We start from the raw sequence: 18,862 nt of genomic DNA on the forward strand, positions 1-18,862 counted from the left end.
GGCGTGGCGTAATCTAAGGCAAAACGTCCGATGAAAACCATGAAAACGATTAGCCTTGCCAGTTTGATTGCCCTTGTGGGCCTGTTTGTGTGGGGATGCAACCCGTCGCAGAACGTTACGCCTGATGACTCGCTATCAGCCGCCCGTGCGGGTGCCGACACAACCGGCTTCTTCTGTAAAAGCAAGCTGACCAAGATTGCCACGACCGACTTACCCGCCGCCGTAACGAGCTATATCACGGCTACGTATGCTGGTGCCACTGTCGACTACGCGGCCAAAGACGATACCGGAAACTTCCTGGTGGGTATTACGCAGAACGGGACGCGGAAGAGCCTGCTGTTCAACGCCGATGGTTCGTTCAACAAAGAGTTTGCACACCGGGGTGGTGGGCCGGGTGGTCCCAAAGGGCCGGGTCATGGTCGTGACAGCATCACGCAGGTCGCCATTACCGATCTGCCTGCGGCCATAACGAGCTACATCACGGCCAATTATGCCGGTGCTACGATCAACGTAGCCGCCAAAGACGCCAACCGTGGGTACGTGGTGATGATCACGCAGAACGACGTGAAGAAAGCGCTGCTGTTCAACCTGGATGGCTCGTTCAACCAGGAGGTTGTCCGCAAGATCAAGATGGATTACAGCATCGTCGCTGCCAGCACACTGCCCGCCAACGTGACGAGCTACATCACGACCAACTACGCCGGATCGAGCGTGAAACTGGCCGCCAAAAGCACGTCGGGCGCGTACAAAGTGTTTATCCAGACGAGCGCCGGTAAGCTGATCGAGCTGTCGTTTGCCGCCGATGGCACGTTTGTACAGGCCCGCCCCGGTCGGCGGTAGTCTTTCCTGGCAATAAAACGCAACGCGCCAGCGATCAGCCGATCGCTGGCGCGTTGCATTTATACGATCTTTCAGGTTAGACATAATGGGTCGATTCGTAGTTATCTTGCTGTTAGCCTTTCGCTCGATCCCATGAACCGCGTCGCCCCCGTAACTATACAAAAATTTAAGGCCACCACCCTGGGTGAGCCCCAGCCCGATTTGCTGGCCGTAGAAGAGCCGATGGAGATTCGGCTGGGCTACGGCGAGGTCACCGACCGGCAGCAGCGCCCCCTCTCGGTCACGATGCGCACGCCGGGGCACGATTTTGAACTGGCGCTGGGTTTTCTGTTTACCGAAGGCGTTATCCGGTCGCGCGGGCAGGTCCACAGCGTGCGCCACTGCACTGATCTTGGGCGGCAGGAAGCCCTCGGTAACATTGTTCGGGTGGAGCTTCAGCCCGATGTGTCGGTGGAGCTGGGTACGTTGGAGCGGAATTTTTACACCACCTCCAGTTGCGGCGTTTGCGGCAAAGCCTCCATCGACGCCGTGCGCAACACGGGCTGCCCCCTCCTGCCCGCCGCGCAGCCGTTTATCGACCCCGATTTAATCCACCAATTGCCCGATCAACTGCGGGCCGCGCAGGCCGTTTTCGACCATACGGGCGGTCTCCACGCCGCCGCCCTGTTCGACCGCTCAGGTACGTTACTCCTGTTACGCGAAGACGTCGGTCGGCACAACGCGCTCGATAAAGTGATTGGTGCCGCGCTGCAACAGGGCCTGCTCCCGCTACACGATTCGCTCCTGCTGCTCAGCGGGCGCATCAGTTTCGAACTGGTACAGAAGGCCCTGATGGCCGGCATCCCGCTGGTGGCGGCGGTGGGCGCGCCGTCGAGTCTGGCGGTGCAGATGGCCAACGACGTGGGCATGACCTTACTGGGCTTCGTGCGAAATGGGTCGTTCAACATTTACACCCACCCCGGTCGGGTGGCCCAGCCTGAAACGGCCGTATCATCACTCAGTTACTCAACGTCGGCCTAGTGCCGAACCCCTTTCCTATGAATGACGCATCCAACAGCCCGAACACATCCGGCAACGTACCTGGCCAAACGCCCGATCAGCAGCAAAACGAGGCGCCTCCCCAGGCAGGTCAGCCCTCACCCGACAATAATTACGATCCGCACGGCCGAACCAACGCGGACAAACGTGTTCTCTCCCCTCCCGCTACCACGATGTCACAAGCCAACGACCCCATTTTAGCCCAGCCCCCCCTCACTTTCACCGGCCTGAAACTCGGCGAGCCCTACCAGGTAGCGGCTGGCCTGACGGCCGTGCTCAAATCAGCGCAGTATAGCTGGGGCTGGGACGGTGTTGGCCGGGGCACTAAGGCCCTGCTGAACCTGAACCAGAAAGACGGCTTCGACTGCTCGTCGTGCGCCTGGCCCGACCCCGATGGGCATCGGTCGGTGGCCGAGTTCTGCGAAAACGGCGCCAAAGCCACGGCTTCCGACGCCGATACCCGCCGCGCCGACCCCGACTTTTTCGCCAAACACAGCCTCGTCGACCTGTCGCACATGACCGATCGCGACCTGAACAATTCGGGGCGGCTTACGCACCCGCTGGTGCGGCGGCCCGGCGATACGCATTATCGCCAGATCGAGTGGACCGAGGCGTTTCATCTGATCGCGAGTGAGTTGAACGCACTGCCATCGCCCGACGAAGCCGTGTTCTACACCTCGGGAAAAGTGCCCAACGAACCGGCCTACCTGTTCCAGCTCTTCGTGCGGCAGTTTGGTACCAACAACCTGCCCGACTGCTCCAACATGTGCCACGAAAGTTCGGGGTCGGCCCTTAGCCCGACGCTGGGGCTAGGCAAAGGGTCAGTGACGCTCGACGACGTTCACGAGGCCGAAGTGATCCTGATCATGGGCCAGAACCCCGGCACCAACCACCCCCGGATGCTGACGGCCCTGCAAATTGCCAAGAAGAAAGGCGCTAAAATCATCGCGTTGAACCCTCTGCACGAGACCGGGCTTAGCCACTTCAAGAATCCACAGGATTTTATGAACCCGATCAAGGCTGTGGGTACGTTGCTGGGGCGGGGTACGCCCATCGCCGATCTGTATTTACAGGTACGTATCAACGGCGATCTGGCGGCACTGCGGGGCATTATGAAGCACCTGCTCGACGCCGATGCTGCCGCGCCCGGTACGGTAATCGACCACGCTTTTGTGGAGGAATACACGGCTCATTACGACGACTTTGTCGCCACGATTCAGCAAACAAGCTGGGCCGACATCGAGGCAATCAGCGGGCTCACCAAAGCGCAGTTGAAAGAAGCCGCCGACCTGATCGGGCCGAAGAAGAAATACGTCACCTGCTGGGCGATGGGCATCACCCAACACAAAAACGGGGTGATGTGCATTCAGGAAATTGTGAACCTACACCTGATGAAAGGGTCGATCGGGATTCCCGGTGCCGGTACGTGTCCGGTGCGGGGCCACTCCAACGTGCAGGGCGACCGCACGATGGGTATCTGGGAGCGGCCCGAGGCGACATTTCTCGACAGCCTGAAAAAGGAGTTCAACTTTGAGCCGCCCCGTGAACACGGCCTTGACACCGTCGACTCGATCAAGGCGATGCACGAAGGCAAAACGAAGGTTTTCTTTAGCCTCGGCGGCAACCTGCTGGCGGCGGGCCCCGACACGGAGTTTGTGGCCGAAGCCATGCGCAAACAAAGCCTGACGGTGTTTGTGAGCACCAAGCTGAACCGGGGCCACCTCACCACGGGGCGCACCTCGCTCATTCTGCCCTGCCTGACGCACGTCGACATCGACCGGCAGACGTCGGGGCAGCAGTTTACGTCCTGCGAAAACTCGATGGGCGTTGTCAGTCAGAACAAGGGTGTGCTGGAACCGCTAGAGGGGGAAATGCTCAGCGAAGTGGCTATCATTTCGGGCGTTGCCATTGCTACACTGGGTAGTCGCAGCACCGCCGACTGGGTGGGGTTCACCGAAAACTACGATACCATCCGCGACAGCGTGGCCCGCGTGATTCCCGGCTTCGAGGATTTTAACAAAAAGATTCGGCAGCCGGGTGGGTTTTACCTGCCCAACGGCCCCCGCGAGCGCAAGTTCACGACCGAAAACGGCAAGGCTAATTTTACGGTCACCCACCTGGAACCGCACCGGCTGGAACCCGGTCAACTGGTGCTGATGAGCATCCGCAGCCATGATCAGTTCAACACGACGATCTACGACTACAACGACCGCTACCGGGGTGTATACAACGAACGTCGGGTGATTTTCCTGAACCCGGACGACATGAAAGCGCAAGGCATTGCCGAGCAGGAACTCGTCGACCTCACGAGTCATTTTGAGGGGCAGCAACGGCACCTGGCCAAGTTTGTGGCGATTCCCTACGCGATTCCGAAGGGCAATGCGGCGGCCTATTACCCCGAGGTGAACCCGCTGGTGCCGGTGGGCAGCGTGGCCGATGTGAGCAACACACCCACGTCGAAGTTTGTGGTGATTACCCTGACGCCGACCCGCGAAATGTACCCTTCAGCGAACTTCACATCCGCTTAACCGACATTGGTGTGCAACTCGCGGGGCTGTCTGTTATCTTTGACAAAATGCCCCGCGAGACCCCTCTACTGATGAATCCAGTTGATACTTCATTGCCGATCAGCGACGTAACGCCCACGCCGCTGCCCGACGACACCGCCGGAAAAAAGGAGAAAAAGGACAAGGAGAAGAAAAAGAAGAAGAAAGCCAGTCGGGGTATCGAAACCATGTACCGCACGACCCTGGCCAATCACCTGCGGCTGAGCGAAATGGCCGACCAGAAAGCCAACCTGATGATCTCGATCAATACCATTCTGGTGTCGATCATCATGTCGTCGTTTTTCAAGCCGGTGGGCGGTATGGAGCATCTGCTCATTCCCGAGATCATGCTGCTTGTAGTGAGCCTCGTCACGGTCGTTATTTCGCTGTTTGCGACCAAGCCCAACTACGCCCCCCCGGCCACCCGCAACGTAGGCGATCGCCCGCTCGACCTGCTTTTCTTCGGCGATTACACACAGCTGACTGCCCAGGAATACCGCGAGGCTGTCCGCGACCTCACCAGCGACGAAAAACGCCTGTATGAAAGCCTGAGCAATAACATCTACGCGCAGGGCAAGGTGCTGCACAAAAAATACCGGCTGCTCACGGTTGCCTATACCTTCTTTATGATTGGCTTCTCCATCGTGGTCATCAGCAGCGTCGTCGCCTTGATTATGGGGAATAAGTAGTGGTCATTCGTGATCATTTGCTTCGCGTCATTCGTTGTAAAAAACAATTAATGACGGCGCCGCCTAATGACTTTCTTCTACTTCAGCCCTTTGATCTGCACGCTGGCCGTTTCGTTGGGAGCAAACGCCCGCTGCACGTATTTGGGGTTGGTAATGGTCTGGTAAAACTCGTCGAGGTACCGGAGGGTGTCGCGGATATAGTCGGGGGCGAGGTTCGGATTGTTCTGGTAGAGCGCGTAGAACTGCGGTTTCAGAGCAATAAACCGGTCGAGCACCCGATTCAGGGCGGGCAGCGTGAAGGCGGGCCCGCGATACACCCGATCACGCACCGATTCGATATTCAGTTGTTCGGCGGGGCGGGCGTAACGGGCATTGACGATCCCCGCGTGGTCGAAATCGTAAGGAGCTACCAGCGGCCGAGGTTTCGTCGAATCGATCAGCGTGCGGATATTATGCTGAAACGGCACCGACCAGTCGGTATTGCCGATCATGTACTCGAAGATTGACACCGTAGCCATCGCCATCGTATCGGCAAACTGCGCTTTCGTCCTGATTTTCGTAGTCCGGGCGTGGTTGCGTTTCGCCAGATCGTCGGCGTCTTCGAGCAAAATACCCCAGTGGGTTTCCGTATCCCGTTTCTGCGCCGAGTCGACATACGTCACCTGCGCCAGCCGCGCACGGAAGCTCAGGTCGGTCAGCAGGTTGTACATCCGGTACACTAGGTATTCCCGCACCACGTATTCATCGAGCTGGCAGTGGGTCACCAGCTTCAGCTTGTTCTGCCCCGCGAAGAGGGTGTTTTTCGTGGCCTTCTTGGGTACGTTCAGGTAGAGCGGCGGGAACTTGCAATTGGCACCATCGCGCCGAAAATTACCCCGAACCGACAGCGTCACAGGCATGGTCTGTACATCGGCGGGGCCACTGTAGGTGAGTCGGGCGGGGTGTTTGGTCGCCAGGCTGTCGGCTTTGGGTTTCACCCGATCCCGGTTAATCGCTACCATGCGGGCCGTGAGCGTCAGCGACAGCGGCGCATCGTCGGTAAAGAGCGGCTTCGGTGCCTGTGCCAGCAGCGCAGCCGGCAGCAACACAACAAACAGAGAGGCGAGCAGGCGGATCATGGAACGGCGGGGAGGCGAAGGGAAAAACGTTAGTTGAAACTCGCAAACAGCTTACCGCCCGTATCGCCATTGAAGAAGTAGGCCTTCACCTGCGCCGGGTTGTTGATCAGGGCGTAGAACTTATCCAGATGCCGGGTCGCCTGCTTTACATACGAACGCGTCAGGCGTTTGTCTGACTCATACAGGCTGTAAATCGCCGGTTTCAGTTCGTTGTACCGGTTGAAGACGCGCTTCATCAGCCAGCCGGGATACAACGCTCCCCGGTAGGTACGTCCGTCTTCGTCAGGTAGCGATGCGTAGGGCGCATCCACAAGCACCGAGTGGTCAAAGTCGTAGGGGATGATCTTGGGCGATTCGTCGCCCCGCACGGCCATCAGTCTGACGTTGTGCCGGTAGGGTACCGACCAGTCGATGTTGCCGATCATGAATTCAAAGACCGCCATCGTGGCCATATTCAGCGAATCGACTTCGCTTGTCTGCACGGTCGTCTTCGTTTCACGCATGCCGTTTCGTTTCGCCACGTTGTCTTCGTCTTCGATCAGGAAGCCCCAGCGGGTTTCGTTCGGGCGCTTTTGCAGGGAGTCGACGTAGGTCACGCGGGCCATGCGGGCGCGGTAGCTGTAGGGCGTCACGAGGTTGTACACTTTGTATACCAGATACTCGCGGACTACGTACTCGTCGCCCTGGCAGTGTGTCACCAGCTTGAGCTTATTCTGCCCTGCAAAGGGTGTGCTTTTTGCTTTTTTCTTCGGAAAGTCGATGTACAGCGGCGGAAACGCGCAGTTGGTCTGGTTGCGCCGGAAGTTGCCGCGCACCATCAGCGCCACCGGCAGGGGTTGCAGCTCACCGCTGGCATCCTGCCAGGTTAGTTCCGCCGGGTGCCGGGTAGCCAGACTATCGGCTTTGGGCATCGTCCGGTCGTCGACAACCACCTTCATCTGCGCCGCGAGCGTAAACGACAGAGGCGCGTCAGCGGCAAACAGATCGGCCTTCCTGACCGAGTCGGCAGGGGCCGCGCCTGCCTGGGCTGCAACTGGCTGGGCTGCAACCGGCTGGGCCACAACCGGCTGGGCCACAACCGGCTGGGCCACAACCGGCTGGGCCACACTTGGCAAAACCCGGAGCATCCCCGCGAGGCCCAGTAGCAACCAAATGGCATTGTTTCGTTCCATAGGGCTTAAGTTACGACGTGCCGCGGAAAACAGCGATTTACTCTTCCTGAATGGGGCGGACCAGCATCTTGTCGATGCGGTTTTTGTCCATATCGATGATCTCAAAATCGAACGTCTGCCAGCGGAAGGTCTCGCCTTCTTTGGGAATATCTTTCAGGATGTGCAGCGCAAAACCGCCCAGCGTGTCGAAATCGGTAAGATCCCGCCGGGCCTGCGCCGACAACGTGATGTCGAAATACGAAACAAAATCGTCGAAGGGCAGCGCGGCGTCGATCAGGTACGTGCCGTCTTCGCGCTGATGAATGTCGTAGTTGAATTCGCTTTCGTCGGAAATATCGCCCACCAGCGCATCCAGAATGTCGTTGAGCGTGACGATGCCCAGCACACCGCCGTACTCATCGACGATGATACCGGCATACTGCCGCCGTTCGCGGAAACGTTCGAGCACCTGATAGGCCCGGTTGTTTTCGGGCACAAACAGGGCGTCGCGTTTCAGGTCGATGAGCTTAGTCAGTTCGGTGTCGAGGTCTTTGCCGAGCAGGTCTTTCGAGTGAATCAACCCCACCACTTCATCGACGTTGCCATTGACGAGCGGATAAACGGCGTGTTTGTATTCCAGAATCTGCGCCTTGTTTTCGGCCACGTCGGCCTCCAGATCCAGGTACACGATGCTCTGCCGGTTGGTCATCAGCGAGGTAATCTTACGATCGCCCAGTTGAAACACGTTCTGCACAATCTCGTGTTCGATCTCTTCGATGGCCCCCGCCGTGCTGCCTTCCTGCACCAGACTCTTGATCTCTTCTTCCGTAACGGCACTTTCGTTAGGCTTGATACCCAGTAGTTTAATCAGCAAATCGCTCGACACACTGAGCAGGGCGATAAACGGCGACGTCACTTTAGAAAGCAAAATCATGGGCGCGGCCATGGTCTTGGCAATGCCTTCGGGATTCGACAGGCCGATACGTTTGGGCACCAGTTCACCCAGTACCAGCGATACGTAGGTCAGCAGCAGCAACACCACCACCACGGCCACCGACCGCGAATAGGGTTGCAAAAAACTGATCTGGGCGATAAGCTCCTGCACGTCGGTGGTGAGCTTGTCGCCCGAAAAAATACCGAGCAAGATGCCGATCAGCGTGATGCCAATCTGCACGGTCGACAGGAATCGGTTGGGGGCATTGGCTAAGTCAAGAGCGGTTTGGGCCCGACTGTCGCCGTTTTTTGCTGCTGTTTCGAGTTTGGAACGGCGCGATGATACCAACGCAATCTCCGACATCGAAAAGATGCCGTTCAGAATCGTCAGTACCAGGATGATAAGTATCTCCACGTAATAGACAAATAGTCCTGTCGCAAAAATAGCAGAACTATCGGGGCAGAAAAGGGTGGTTGAATGCTATTTTTGCTCGGTTTCTCCCGGCCCTGTGCCTTTCCCCAACTCCATGATTGTATTCATCGACGACCGCCCGCTGCGGTTAATTGGCCCTAAAGCCGTTGATAAACTGGCGTCGCTTACCGACTACGACCGCATTATCGACGCGCGCCTCGAGACACTGAAGGCCGATGCCCTGCACGGCCACCTGCTCATTCTGAACGCCACGCCAGCGTCGGCCGAGCGCATTATCGGGTTGCTCGAAGAGGCCGATAGCCGTCCGTTGCTGTCGGTGACGATGCAATGTCTGGATAAAGACGCCGTCGAAACGCGGATCAAAAGCCTTTATAAAGTGGTCAAAGCCGGTGGCGGTGTGGTGATGTCGGGCGGGCGACTGCTGCTGATTTTCCGGCGGGGCGTCTGGGATTTGCCCAAAGGTAAACTCGACGACGGCGAATCCTCGAAGGATGGGGCCGTGCGCGAAGTGGAAGAAGAAACCGGCGCGGTGGTGTCGCTCGGCGATAAAATCTGCACGACATACCACACCTATACGCTCAACGGAAACCGCATCCTGAAACGGACAAAATGGTACCGGATGAACCTCATCGACGCGACCAACCTGGCCCCTCAGGCTGAAGAGAATATCGAGAAAGTTGTGTTTATGGAGCCGAAACAGGCCCAGATTGCCCTCGCCAGCTCCTTCAGCTCCATCCGCCACGTCGTGGAGCAGGCGCTGATCGCGGTGAAGTAAGATTGAGTTCAAGGTTCAATGCCCAATGTCCAAGGTAGTGCTCCATCGGTTTACCTTGAACGTTGGCTGTTGAACCTTGAACCTAAACTAAAGCCAATCCCCCAGCCGGTTCAGGACATCCTGCACGGTGGCGTCGCCGGCGATAATGATATCAGCTTGCCGGTAGGTATCGATGCGGTCTTCGTACTTCTGGCGCAACGTACCCAGCAATTCATCGTCGTACGGATTATACAGCGGCCGGTCGGTGGCATCGGCGGGGTACTCCTGCGCGTGCACCTGCATCCGGGCCAGAATGGCTTCAGGCGAGACATCCAGAAAAATCGATACGCCCGTGGCTTTGATGTACGCCATGTTATCGTGAAAGCAGGGCATGCCGCCACCCGTGGCAACGACCTGACTGCCCCCCGGCCGGATTGTTCGCAACACCCGCGCCTCGGCCTCCCGGAAGTAGACCTCCCCCGACTGACTGAAAATCTCGGGGATCGTCCGGCCTTCTTCCCGAATTATCATCCGGTCGGTATCCACAAAAAAATACATCAGCTCGCGGGCCAGCCGCTTCCCCAGCGTACTCTTGCCCGACGACGGCATCCCGATCAGGTAAATATTCTTCATGAGCAATGAGTGCTTGCGTGGCTTGAGCGATTGAGTGAACTATAGACCCAACCGCGGTAGTCAGGCTGAGCAGGGCGTTTCACTCAAGTCACGCAAGCACTCAATAAATTCGTCTATTTCACCAGTTCCAGCACTTCTTCCTTGGTGGGCGTTTGGGTGTGGGCCCACTTGCCTTTGACGACCCCATCTTTGAGCAACCACGTACCTGGGTCGGCCCGCATGATGGTTTTCAGCACGGTGGCGTCGCCTTTGTACACGGGCAGGTCGAGCAGAAACTTCTGTTTAAATGCGTTGATGGTTTCGTCGCCGGTTGACGTGAGCAGAATCGGCGTTACAGTGGTGCCTTTCAACTCGTTCACCAGCGACCGGATCGCCGGGATACTACCTGCATCGACCACGTTGGCGTCTTTCACGATCACAAACAGCTTGCTGCCCTGAAAACTCTGCTCGGTGAAATCGCCTTCGGCGTCGTTCCAGAGGCGATAATCCGTGATTTTGGGCTTGGCCGACTCATTCAGGGTAACCATCTCCTTGAACTTGTAGGTCGTGTCGGTGGGGTACTTTTCGAAGCGCTCCTCCTTGCCGTCTTTGGTCATGATGTAGGCAAACCGCAGCGGTTCCGAGGGTTTCAGCTGCGCCGGAATGCTCTTCCCAACGGCGTAGGGCAGCATATCCCAGGGTGGCAGGTAGCGCACAGCGTATACCCCCAGCCCTACCGACAGGGCAAAGGCCGTAAAGACTAGCCAGCCCGTCGGGCGGTTTTTCATGCGGTTGCGATGGCCGATAATGAACAGGATCAGCACCATCAGCACCACGTCTTTGGTAAACGAGGTCCAGGGTTTCAGTTTCAGCGCTTCGCCGAAACAACCGCAATCGGTCACCTTGTTGAAATAGGCCGAATAGAACGTCAGAAACGTGAAGAAGCCAACCAGCAGCAGTAGCAGCCAGGTAGTCAGTTTGGGCCGGTACGACACCAGCAACGCCACGCCCAGCACCACCTCGGCGGCGCACATCAGCACCGAGAAATAGAGCATGTAGGGAATGAAGCCGTGGAAGAGCGGCGCAAACGAAGGCAGATCCTGCGCGAATACCTCGAAGTATTCGGTCATTTTGATCTGCGTCCCCACAGGGTCGTTCATTTTGATCAACCCCGATGCGATGAAGATAAGCCCGACCAGCACCCGGGCAATCCGGGCGATGATGAGCATCGTGGGCGTACCGGATTTAACGGGCGGCTGTTGCGTAGAAGAAGGCGTGTTCATAAGTTTTAGAATGAACAATGAATAATGGACAATGCGCAATGAAATAAACAGGAGGCATACTCAGTCTGCACCAGGCAATTGTACCGCCGCGGCTTGCCCCCTGCACACCGCATTGTGCATTGTACATTATCCATCGTGCATTATTCATTCATTTTGATCAGGCAGAAGACAGCGTAATTGATCATGTCCATATAATTGGCCTCAACGCCTTCCGACACCAGCGTATTGCCACCATGATCCTCGATTTGTTTGGTACGAAGCAGTTTCATCAGGATGATGTCGGTCATCGAGCTCACCCGCATGTCGCGCCAGGCTTCGCCGTAGTCGTGGTTTTTGGCGAACAGCAGATGCATCACCCGGTTCATCTGTTCGTCGTAGCGGCGTTCCAGTTCGTCGATGGGCAGGTCGAGGCTGGCCGGTTTGTCGTCGTTGGTAGTGGCGAGGCTGGCCAATTCGAGTTGAATCAGGGCCATCACGCAGTAGTTGATGATCCCCACAAACTCGGGTTCGATGCCCTCCCCTACCTTACTGACGCCTTTTTCCTGTAAGGTGCGGATGCGCTGCGCCTTGATAAAAATCTGATCGGTGATACTGGGCAGCCGAAGAATGCGCCATGACGTACCGTAATCGTGGTTCTTTTTCAGGAACAGGTCTTTGCAGCGTTGAACAACCTGCCGATATTGGGTTTCTGTAGACAAAACGAGTTTACTGTTTGACGTTTACCGTTTGACGTTCCAGGCGACAATAACGTCAGACCTTAAACGTCAAACACCAAACCAATTGAATGCTTAAAATTAAGAAGAAAACGCTGAACTGCCGGGGCCGATTAGTCGATCTGAACGTACCCAGGGTCATGGGCATTCTCAATATTACGCCCGATTCGTTCTACGCAGGCAGCCGGTACTCGGTAGGTCAGGAGGTCGAAACCGCCGCCCGCATGCTCGATGAAGGCGCCACGTTTCTCGACGTAGGTGGCTACTCGACCCGCCCCGGCGCCGCCGACATCAGCCCCGCCGAAGAAGCCGACCGGGTGCTCCCCGTCATCGAAGGCATCCTCGATAGTTTCCCCGACGCGCTGATTTCGGTCGATACCTTCCGGGCCGATGTAGCACGGCAGGCCGTGGAGCAGGGCGCGGCCTTAATCAACGACGTAGCCGGCGGCACACTCGACCCGGCCATGTTTGCGACAGTGGCCGAACTGGGCGTGCCCTATGTGCTGATGCACCTGCGCGGGACGCCGCAAACCATGCAGGCGCAGGCCCAGTATACCAACGTACCCATCGAAGTCATCGACGAACTCGCCTCGCAGTTGGCCCGGTTGCGCGCTCTCGGCCCCGTAGCGGATATTATTCTCGATCCCGGATTTGGTTTCGCCAAAACACCCGCGCATAATTTCCAGCTTTTGAACGAACTCGATGCGCTGGTAACGGCCTTCGACGAACCCTTGCTCGTGGGGCTCTCGCGCAAGACAACCATCTGGAAAACACTGCAAACCACCGCCGACAAGGCCCTCAACGGCACCACTGTCCTGAACACCGTAGCACTGCTTCGCGGAGCGTCGATTTTGCGGGTTCATGACGTCCGGGAGGCCGTGGAGGCGGTTATGCTGACGCAGGCATTAAAAAAAGTTTGACTCAGGTATTGCGTTACTCAATCTGAATTACGACTTTTGCAGTCCCAAAACGCGCCGCCTAGTGCAAAAAACTGGGAAAAACGATCTGGTAGCTCAGCTGGTAGAGCAATACACTTTTAATGTATGGGTCCTGGGTTCGAATCCCAGCCGGATCACCCGAAAAGCCGATAGCCTTGCTGTCGGCTTTTTTTTGTCCACTCAGGCGAGATAATGCCCTCTCGAATGGACAAGGAAAAACCGAACTCTTATTTCACTAACCAACTTGAAACGTACCTGTGATAGCGTAACCCGATGCCGCAAGCCAAGCTATTAGTCTCGCATCTTATGTAGCAGAACTCAAGCCATTAGTTGACTACATACCACTACTTTTCTTTCAAAAAGTGCATTATATAGCTCTTTTATAATTACTGGTATTATATTTAACTTTAGATGCACACAAAAGGGCTATATAATGCACCAACAGGCGTTAACAAAATCACTGGCTGCGCGCAGGGATGTGCTGCGCATCACGCAGGAACACCTCGCCGAGTTGTCGGGGGTGGGCCTCCGCACGGTGAAGGCCATCGAGTCGGGTAAAGGCAACCCAACGGTGGCCACCTTGATGAAACTAGCCGATGTGCTGGGTATGGAGTTGCGACTGGCTGTAAAACAACCAACGCTGTAATCCCATGCGTCAGGCAGCCGTATACCACAATGGGGAACTGGCGGGTTACCTCACCGAAGCAGACCGTCGGCAGTATGAATTTCGTTACGATGATTCCTGGTTTATCAACGCCAACAAACCCGCCATTAGCCTCACTCTCCCCAAAAGCCAGCAGGTGCACCAAAGCGACACGTTGTTCCCGTTCTTCGCCAGCCTGCTTAGTGAGGGCGTCAACCGGCGGCTGCAAAGCAATCTGTTGCACATCGACGAAGCCGATAGCTTTGGCCTGCTGCTGGCCACGGCGCAATCCGATACAATCGGAGCCATCACAGTTCGGCCTTTATCTGCCTTATGAGCCTGCCGACCCTGCTTTGTTGCCCCGGTACGCTGGCCGAAGGCTTCGCTTCCTACAGCGCTTCCTGTCTGCGGTCGGTGTTTAACGGGAAGAAGGTCAGCCACGTGCTGCCCTACGCTTTACCGCACACGGAGGCCGATGCTGCCCTGTTTTTAGAGAACCGTAAACGGATATCCATTTCCGGCGTGCAGGAAAAGGAAAGTATGCTGCTGGAGAAGAACAACTTACGGCTTACCCAACCCGGTGAACAGGGAACGTATATTTTAAAACCTATTCCGCGCGATGTCAGGAAGGTAGAACTAGTACCGGCCAATGAGCATCTGACCATGCAGATTGCCCGTCAGGTCTATAAGATCGCTACGGCCGCCAACGCCCTGATCTTCTTCAGCGATGGGTCGCCCGCCTACCTCACCAAACGGTTCGATGTAAAGCCTGATGGCACCAAATGGGCCGTGGAAGATTTTGCGTCGCTGGCCGGAAAAACGGATCAGAACGCGGGGCCTAACTTCAAGTATGCCTACAGTTACGAAGAAATGGGCCTGCTCCTTCAACGATACGTACCTGCGTGGCGCGTGGAGATCGAACGCTATTTTGTGCTGGTGATCTTCAATTACCTGTTCTCTAACGGCGACGCTCATCTGAAGAATTTTTCGTTGATGGAATCCGTCAATGGTGATTACCTGCTGAGCCCGGCCTACGATCTGCTCAACACGCGGCTGCACATAGACGATACGGACCTGGCTTTGGAAAAAGGGCTATTTGCGGAGGGCTATTCGTCGCCCAACGGTAACCGAACCGATCACCCGACCGCGCTCGATTTCATCGAGTTTGGCAGACGGATCGGCATCTCGACACAACGGGCCGGGAAACTACTGTTGCCGTTCCGGGAACGGCAGGCGGCTGTCGACAGACTAGTCCGCAATTCCTTCCTCAACGAAGCCGGTAAGCGGGCATACCTGCTTGCCTACAACACCAAGCGGAATCAGTTAAATCAGCTACCGCGCTGACAGAAGGGCATAGCAAGCAATCGCTTATTCCGCTCTTACTTATTCCCGCCCCTCTGGCTCTATCGACCTAACATTCTGACTATTAGTTGGTAGCGGCCACTCGCCCCCTGAGCCTTGCCTCCAACACCCATCTTCCGTCCGGCGCAGAACGCCTGACCTGCTACCTCAGCCCTTGCGCGGTAGGATAAGTATGGAAAACATTTTGCGCGCCGGGCGTGATAATCTTCGCGACGTGTCGCCAACGACACCCTGGCAATGGGTGTTGTCGACGTTGGTCGGTCAGCTTTTTTGCCGACGTAATCAATACCGTTTACCAGTCGTTTTTGCCGCCGCACACAGCCCTGCTCATGGTGGCGAGTACAACAAAACCCAACTCAACCGATGACCGACTGGACACCTAACCCGGACGTGCTGCTGGCTCACAGCCACGACACAGACCGTTACTTGACGCTACTCGAAACAGCAGGCAGCCAACGACCCGCTGGCGCCCGACTGTCGCTTTGTATTTCCGAGGCCGACCGCCACATGGCCCGCTGGCTCCTGGCCCTGCATCGTATTGACCTGACGCTGCCCTGGCTCATACTACATCCGGGCATCAGCGATGAAAAAAGTGGTTATTCGGCCCGGTACGTTGCCGAAGCTGCCCAAACCTTGATTCGCGAGCATCAATACCAGTTGATCCTGACCGGCTCAGCGGCCGAACGATCTTTCGCCGATTCGGTAGCCCAGCACCTTACAGGTCGGGTGGTAAATCTGGCGGGTCAGCTGGCACTGGGGCCCCTAACCGCCCTGCTCGCCGAAGCCCCGCTGTTGCTGACCAGCAACCGGGGGCCGGTCCATATGGCGGCGGCTTTACAAACACCGGTCGTGGTAATGGCAGACGACGTCACGGCGCAGCCAACACCGCTGCCTCACCCCTTGCCGGTCCTTACCGACGTACCCAGTCAGGCGCAGGCAAGACACAGTACGCGCCAGCAACTGCCCCCGGGCGTACCCCTTCAACGGCTTGTCGACGCCGTACTGGCGCTGGTCAGGGGGCAGAAGTCGGTCGCCTGTTAGCCGCCCCTCTTGCACAAAACTGTCCGATCGGACAGAGCATACACGATATGAACACAGTCCGCAGCAACAAAACCGTCTACCTTGCGGAGGCTATTCCGCCTGTCGGTACAGCCTATAACGCTCACCAACGGGCGTGGCCGGGATGCGTTGCTGCCGGTAAACACAACAACACATATGACGCCTCAGCTTTCCATCATCATTCCCACATATAAGCGACCCGGCCTGCTACGTACCTGCCTGGCTGCGCTGGCCGAGCAGACGGTCTCCTTAATGGCCTTCGAAGTCATCGTTGTCGACGACGGCAACGACCCACCCACGGCACTGGCTACGCGGCAGATGGCGCAGCAAACCGGCCTGACGGTACGTTATCTGGCGCAACCCGAGCGGCGCGGCCCGGCAGCCGCCCGTAACCGGGGCTGGCGGGTTGCCCTGGCCCCCCTGATTGCCTTTACCGACGACGATTGCCAGCCCGAACGTACCTGGCTGGCTACCGCGCTGGCCCGTTTCGAACAGGGGGCTCAGGTGCTGACGGGTCAGGTCGTTATGCCGCCAGACCGTCATCAGACCAAGCTCCCTCAAAACCCCGATTCGATCACGGCCAATCTGTTCTGCTGCCGAAACGTGCTGGATTTCGTGGGCGGATTCGACGAAGCTTTCGATAGCGTTTGGCGCGAAGACCGCGAATTGCAGTTCAAAATCATCCGGGCAGGTATCAGCATAAGCCCCTGCCCCGAGGCAGTGGTGGTTCATTCGACGCCGCCCGCTCCTTGGTATGGCCCCCTACGCGACGAACGCCGGAACCGATACGACGCCTTGCTTTATAAGCGCCATCCGCATCTCTTTCGCGAACATATGCCCGCCTATACGGGTCGGATTCGGCGGTATTATTTTTCCATTATCGCGCTGATGGGCGGGGCCGTAGGGCTGCTGCTCGGCCAACCGCAGGTGGCCCTGATCGGGCTGGCCGTCTGGAGTGCGCTCACCATCCTCTTGTTTGTGGAGCGAATGCCCAGCCAACTTACCCCCGTCGCGCTCGGTCAAACGCTGCTGACTAGTGTGGCTACGCCATTTCTATCGGTGTACTGGCGACTGCACGGAGCCGTTACGTACCGCGCCTGGTACCTGTAGCCTCCCTCGATGGCCCGCCCTGCCCTTCGCTGATCGATGGGGAAGGGCAGGGCGAAAACGAACGATATTCTACTATTTCTGTAGAATTAATTACTCAACATTTATTCACCGCAAAAGCTAACTCGCAGAAGATCAGCAACTGGTACAGTGCTTGTACAACAGATGGCGTAATCAACAAGTAAAAAACCCAACTTACGTTATGGCAACGATTGGCAAACAAATCGCTGATTTTTTCTCAGGTGGTTCAACAACCGACAATGACGAAGGCCTTAAAGGCTTGTTTGTAAACGAATTGCGGGGCATCTACTACGCCGAGCAAGCGCTTGTCGACAACCTGCCGAACATGGCTGATGCGGCTACGACCGATCAGGTACGGGCGGCCTTTCAGCAACATCTGGAGGAGACCCGTAACCAGGTGACCCGCATCGAGCGAATCTTCGATAGCATCGGTGTAGAAGCCGATAGCAAAACCTGCAATGCCATCGATGGCCTGGCCGACGACGGCGACGAAGCCATCAGCTCTACCGAAACGGGTTCGCTGACCCGCGACGCCGCCCTGATCATCGCCGGTCAGAAAGTAGAACACCACGAAATCGCAGCGTACGGATCGCTACATGCCCTGGCACAACTGCTAGGCTATACGGAAGCAGCTCAACTGATTGAGCAGTCGTTACAGGAAGAAAAAGCAACCGACAAAAAGCTAACTCAATTAGCGGAGTCGTTTGTAAACGAACGGGCTAAATCAGAAGGCCGGGGCGATGATCCAGCCTACTCAAGCCCTAACCGCCGGAACTATTACGACGATGACGACGACCTCAATCAGGGGAACCTGGTGGGTAGCGGTTCAACCTACAGCGGTGGTAGTTCAACCATGGGCGGCCCCTCATCGGTAGGCGGTACGTCAACGACGGGTAGCTCAGGGTACACAGCTGGTCGGGACGTTACGGCTGGCGGTCCGCTGGGTATTTAGATTAACTTTTCGGGAATCTTCCTTTGCCAACAGCGACCTCAGTGAGGTCGCTGTTGGCGTTTTATGGCAGTCTGTGAGCGCGTTTTAGCCATATTTCTCCTGCCAGGCTTTTCGCTTTTTTTTGTACTCGGTGTCTTCGCGGGCTTTTAAATAAACACCATAGAAAATTCGGGCCGATTCGGCCTTGACCGGGTCTTCGACGCGCGGCAGTTGCTCGCGCCCGTGCGCACCCGACTGCCCTTTCTTGTCGGCCGGTACGGGGCCGTCGTATTTCTGGCCGGAGGCATGATTGGCGTACCGCCGGGCGCGCGTGTAGCCCATCTGCAAAAACTTCCGGGCCATATCCATGCCCACAAAATCACCCTGCGCTTTGTAATCGAGAAACAGCTGGTAGATTTTCTCCGACGACTCACGGGCAATCTCGGGCGTTTTAAAGCGCCAGTGGGGCAGAATTTCGTCTTTGTAGGGTCGCACCAGCAACACACCCATCTCGCCTTTACCCACGCGGTATAGCTCCGGCTGCTGCCGCAGGTCGAGGTTGCGGTAATCGAGATCGTAGTTGAATTGTCGGTCGTTTTTAATGGCGTTAGGCATGGGGGAAGGAATCGTTGATGACTAGCTAGTTAACGAGTAAGCGCGGGCGATGGCCCGTAAGCTTAGCCAACGACTG

The 18,862-nt window shown here is 56.9% G+C and carries 20 protein-coding genes and 1 tRNA gene; 14 read left to right on the forward strand and 7 right to left on the reverse strand.

Features of this window, described 5'->3' with window-relative positions; translation table 11 throughout:
- The first annotated feature begins 39 nt into the window (after positions 1–39).
- The 4 genes from ACAW74_RS17620 to ACAW74_RS17635 all read left to right on the forward strand — a co-directional run bounded on the left by ACAW74_RS17620 (position 40) and on the right by ACAW74_RS17635 (position 5,113).
- On the forward strand, positions 40–840 hold the full coding sequence (locus ACAW74_RS17620; RefSeq protein WP_370699533.1) for a PepSY-like domain-containing protein: 801 nt from the start codon (positions 40–42) through the stop codon (positions 838–840).
- A 132-nt stretch (positions 841–972) separates the two neighbouring features.
- Positions 973–1,860, forward strand: coding sequence for a formate dehydrogenase accessory sulfurtransferase FdhD (fdhD, locus tag ACAW74_RS17625; protein ID WP_370699534.1), 888 nt, complete (start codon positions 973–975; stop codon positions 1,858–1,860).
- A 17-nt stretch (positions 1,861–1,877) separates the two neighbouring features.
- On the forward strand, positions 1,878–4,406 hold the full coding sequence (locus ACAW74_RS17630; RefSeq protein WP_370699535.1) for an FdhF/YdeP family oxidoreductase: 2,529 nt from the start codon (positions 1,878–1,880) through the stop codon (positions 4,404–4,406).
- 71 nt (positions 4,407–4,477) lie between these two features.
- Complete coding sequence (locus ACAW74_RS17635; protein WP_370699536.1) at positions 4,478–5,113, forward strand: Pycsar system effector family protein; 636 nt, start codon at positions 4,478–4,480, stop codon at positions 5,111–5,113.
- A gap of 77 nt (positions 5,114–5,190) precedes the next feature.
- Here the strand turns inward: ACAW74_RS17635 and ACAW74_RS17640 are convergent, their stop codons facing one another.
- From ACAW74_RS17640 to ACAW74_RS17650, 3 genes are read right to left on the reverse strand one after another with little or no spacing between them, the layout of a single operon-like run.
- Positions 5,191–6,231 carry a hypothetical protein gene (locus tag ACAW74_RS17640; RefSeq protein ID WP_370699537.1) on the reverse strand — a complete coding sequence of 347 codons (1,041 nt, stop codon included), beginning with the start codon at positions 6,229–6,231 and terminating at the stop codon, positions 5,191–5,193.
- Positions 6,232–6,260: 29 nt separating this feature from the next.
- Positions 6,261–7,403 (reverse strand): hypothetical protein, encoded by a 1,143-nt coding sequence (locus ACAW74_RS17645; RefSeq protein ID WP_370699538.1) that lies wholly within the window; start codon positions 7,401–7,403, stop codon positions 6,261–6,263.
- A 37-nt stretch (positions 7,404–7,440) separates the two neighbouring features.
- The gene (locus ACAW74_RS17650) at positions 7,441–8,730 is read right to left on the reverse strand and encodes a hemolysin family protein (protein ID WP_370699539.1); all 1,290 of its coding nucleotides are present in this window, start codon (positions 8,728–8,730) and stop codon (positions 7,441–7,443) included.
- Positions 8,731–8,842: 112 nt separating this feature from the next.
- Between ACAW74_RS17650 and ACAW74_RS17655 the strand changes: the two genes are divergently transcribed.
- Entirely contained in the window at positions 8,843–9,523 is a 681-nt protein-coding gene (locus ACAW74_RS17655) for an NUDIX hydrolase (RefSeq protein WP_370699540.1), read from the forward strand.
- An 87-nt stretch (positions 9,524–9,610) separates the two neighbouring features.
- Here the strand turns inward: ACAW74_RS17655 and ACAW74_RS17660 are convergent, their stop codons facing one another.
- From ACAW74_RS17660 to ACAW74_RS17670, 3 genes are all read right to left on the reverse strand, one after another.
- Positions 9,611–10,135: a shikimate kinase gene (locus ACAW74_RS17660; protein WP_370699541.1), complete on the reverse strand. Its 525-nt coding sequence runs from the start codon at positions 10,133–10,135 to the stop codon at positions 9,611–9,613.
- A gap of 113 nt (positions 10,136–10,248) precedes the next feature.
- The gene (locus ACAW74_RS17665) at positions 10,249–11,397 is read right to left on the reverse strand and encodes a BT_3928 family protein (RefSeq protein WP_370699542.1); all 1,149 of its coding nucleotides are present in this window, start codon (positions 11,395–11,397) and stop codon (positions 10,249–10,251) included.
- A gap of 140 nt (positions 11,398–11,537) precedes the next feature.
- Complete coding sequence (locus tag ACAW74_RS17670; RefSeq protein WP_370699543.1) at positions 11,538–12,095, reverse strand: DUF1599 domain-containing protein; 558 nt, start codon at positions 12,093–12,095, stop codon at positions 11,538–11,540.
- 86 nt (positions 12,096–12,181) lie between these two features.
- Here ACAW74_RS17670 and folP point away from each other — a divergent pair, with 86 nt between their 5' ends.
- The 9 genes from folP to ACAW74_RS17715 all read left to right on the forward strand — a co-directional run bounded on the left by folP (position 12,182) and on the right by ACAW74_RS17715 (position 18,192).
- Entirely contained in the window at positions 12,182–13,030 is an 849-nt protein-coding gene (gene folP / locus ACAW74_RS17675) for a dihydropteroate synthase (protein ID WP_370699544.1), read from the forward strand.
- Between the two features lie 82 nt (positions 13,031–13,112).
- Positions 13,113–13,185: transfer RNA gene (locus ACAW74_RS17680), tRNA-Lys, on the forward strand.
- Between the two features lie 296 nt (positions 13,186–13,481).
- Positions 13,482–13,694: a helix-turn-helix transcriptional regulator gene (locus tag ACAW74_RS17685; protein ID WP_370699545.1), complete on the forward strand. Its 213-nt coding sequence runs from the start codon at positions 13,482–13,484 to the stop codon at positions 13,692–13,694.
- Positions 13,695–13,698: 4 nt separating this feature from the next.
- Positions 13,699–14,028, forward strand: a complete 330-nt coding sequence (locus ACAW74_RS17690) for a HipA N-terminal domain-containing protein (RefSeq protein WP_370699546.1) — start codon at positions 13,699–13,701, stop codon at positions 14,026–14,028.
- The gene (locus tag ACAW74_RS17695; protein WP_370699547.1) at positions 14,025–15,035 is read left to right on the forward strand and encodes a type II toxin-antitoxin system HipA family toxin; all 1,011 of its coding nucleotides are present in this window, start codon (positions 14,025–14,027) and stop codon (positions 15,033–15,035) included. Before ACAW74_RS17690 ends, ACAW74_RS17695 begins: the two co-directional genes overlap by 4 nt.
- Before the next feature lie 190 nt (positions 15,036–15,225).
- Positions 15,226–15,420 carry a hypothetical protein gene (locus ACAW74_RS17700; RefSeq protein WP_370699548.1) on the forward strand — a complete coding sequence of 65 codons (195 nt, stop codon included), beginning with the start codon at positions 15,226–15,228 and terminating at the stop codon, positions 15,418–15,420.
- Positions 15,417–16,094 (forward strand): glycosyltransferase family 9 protein, encoded by a 678-nt coding sequence (locus ACAW74_RS17705; protein WP_370699549.1) that lies wholly within the window; start codon positions 15,417–15,419, stop codon positions 16,092–16,094. The genes ACAW74_RS17700 and ACAW74_RS17705 overlap by 4 nt, the downstream gene beginning before the upstream one ends.
- Positions 16,095–16,268: 174 nt before the next feature.
- Entirely contained in the window at positions 16,269–17,222 is a 954-nt protein-coding gene (locus ACAW74_RS17710) for a glycosyltransferase (protein ID WP_370699550.1), read from the forward strand.
- 199 nt (positions 17,223–17,421) lie between these two features.
- A complete protein-coding gene (locus tag ACAW74_RS17715) occupies positions 17,422–18,192 on the forward strand; it encodes a YciE/YciF ferroxidase family protein (RefSeq protein WP_370699551.1) in 771 nt (256 codons plus the stop codon).
- A gap of 84 nt (positions 18,193–18,276) precedes the next feature.
- Here the strand turns inward: ACAW74_RS17715 and ACAW74_RS17720 are convergent, their stop codons facing one another.
- A complete protein-coding gene (locus ACAW74_RS17720) occupies positions 18,277–18,786 on the reverse strand; it encodes a DUF4385 domain-containing protein (protein WP_370699552.1) in 510 nt (169 codons plus the stop codon).
- Between the last annotated feature and the right edge of the window lie 76 nt (positions 18,787–18,862).

The sequence above is a fragment of the Fibrella musci genome (genome assembly GCF_041321105.1).
Taxonomy (GTDB): Bacteria; Bacteroidota; Bacteroidia; order Cytophagales; family Spirosomataceae; genus Fibrella; species Fibrella musci.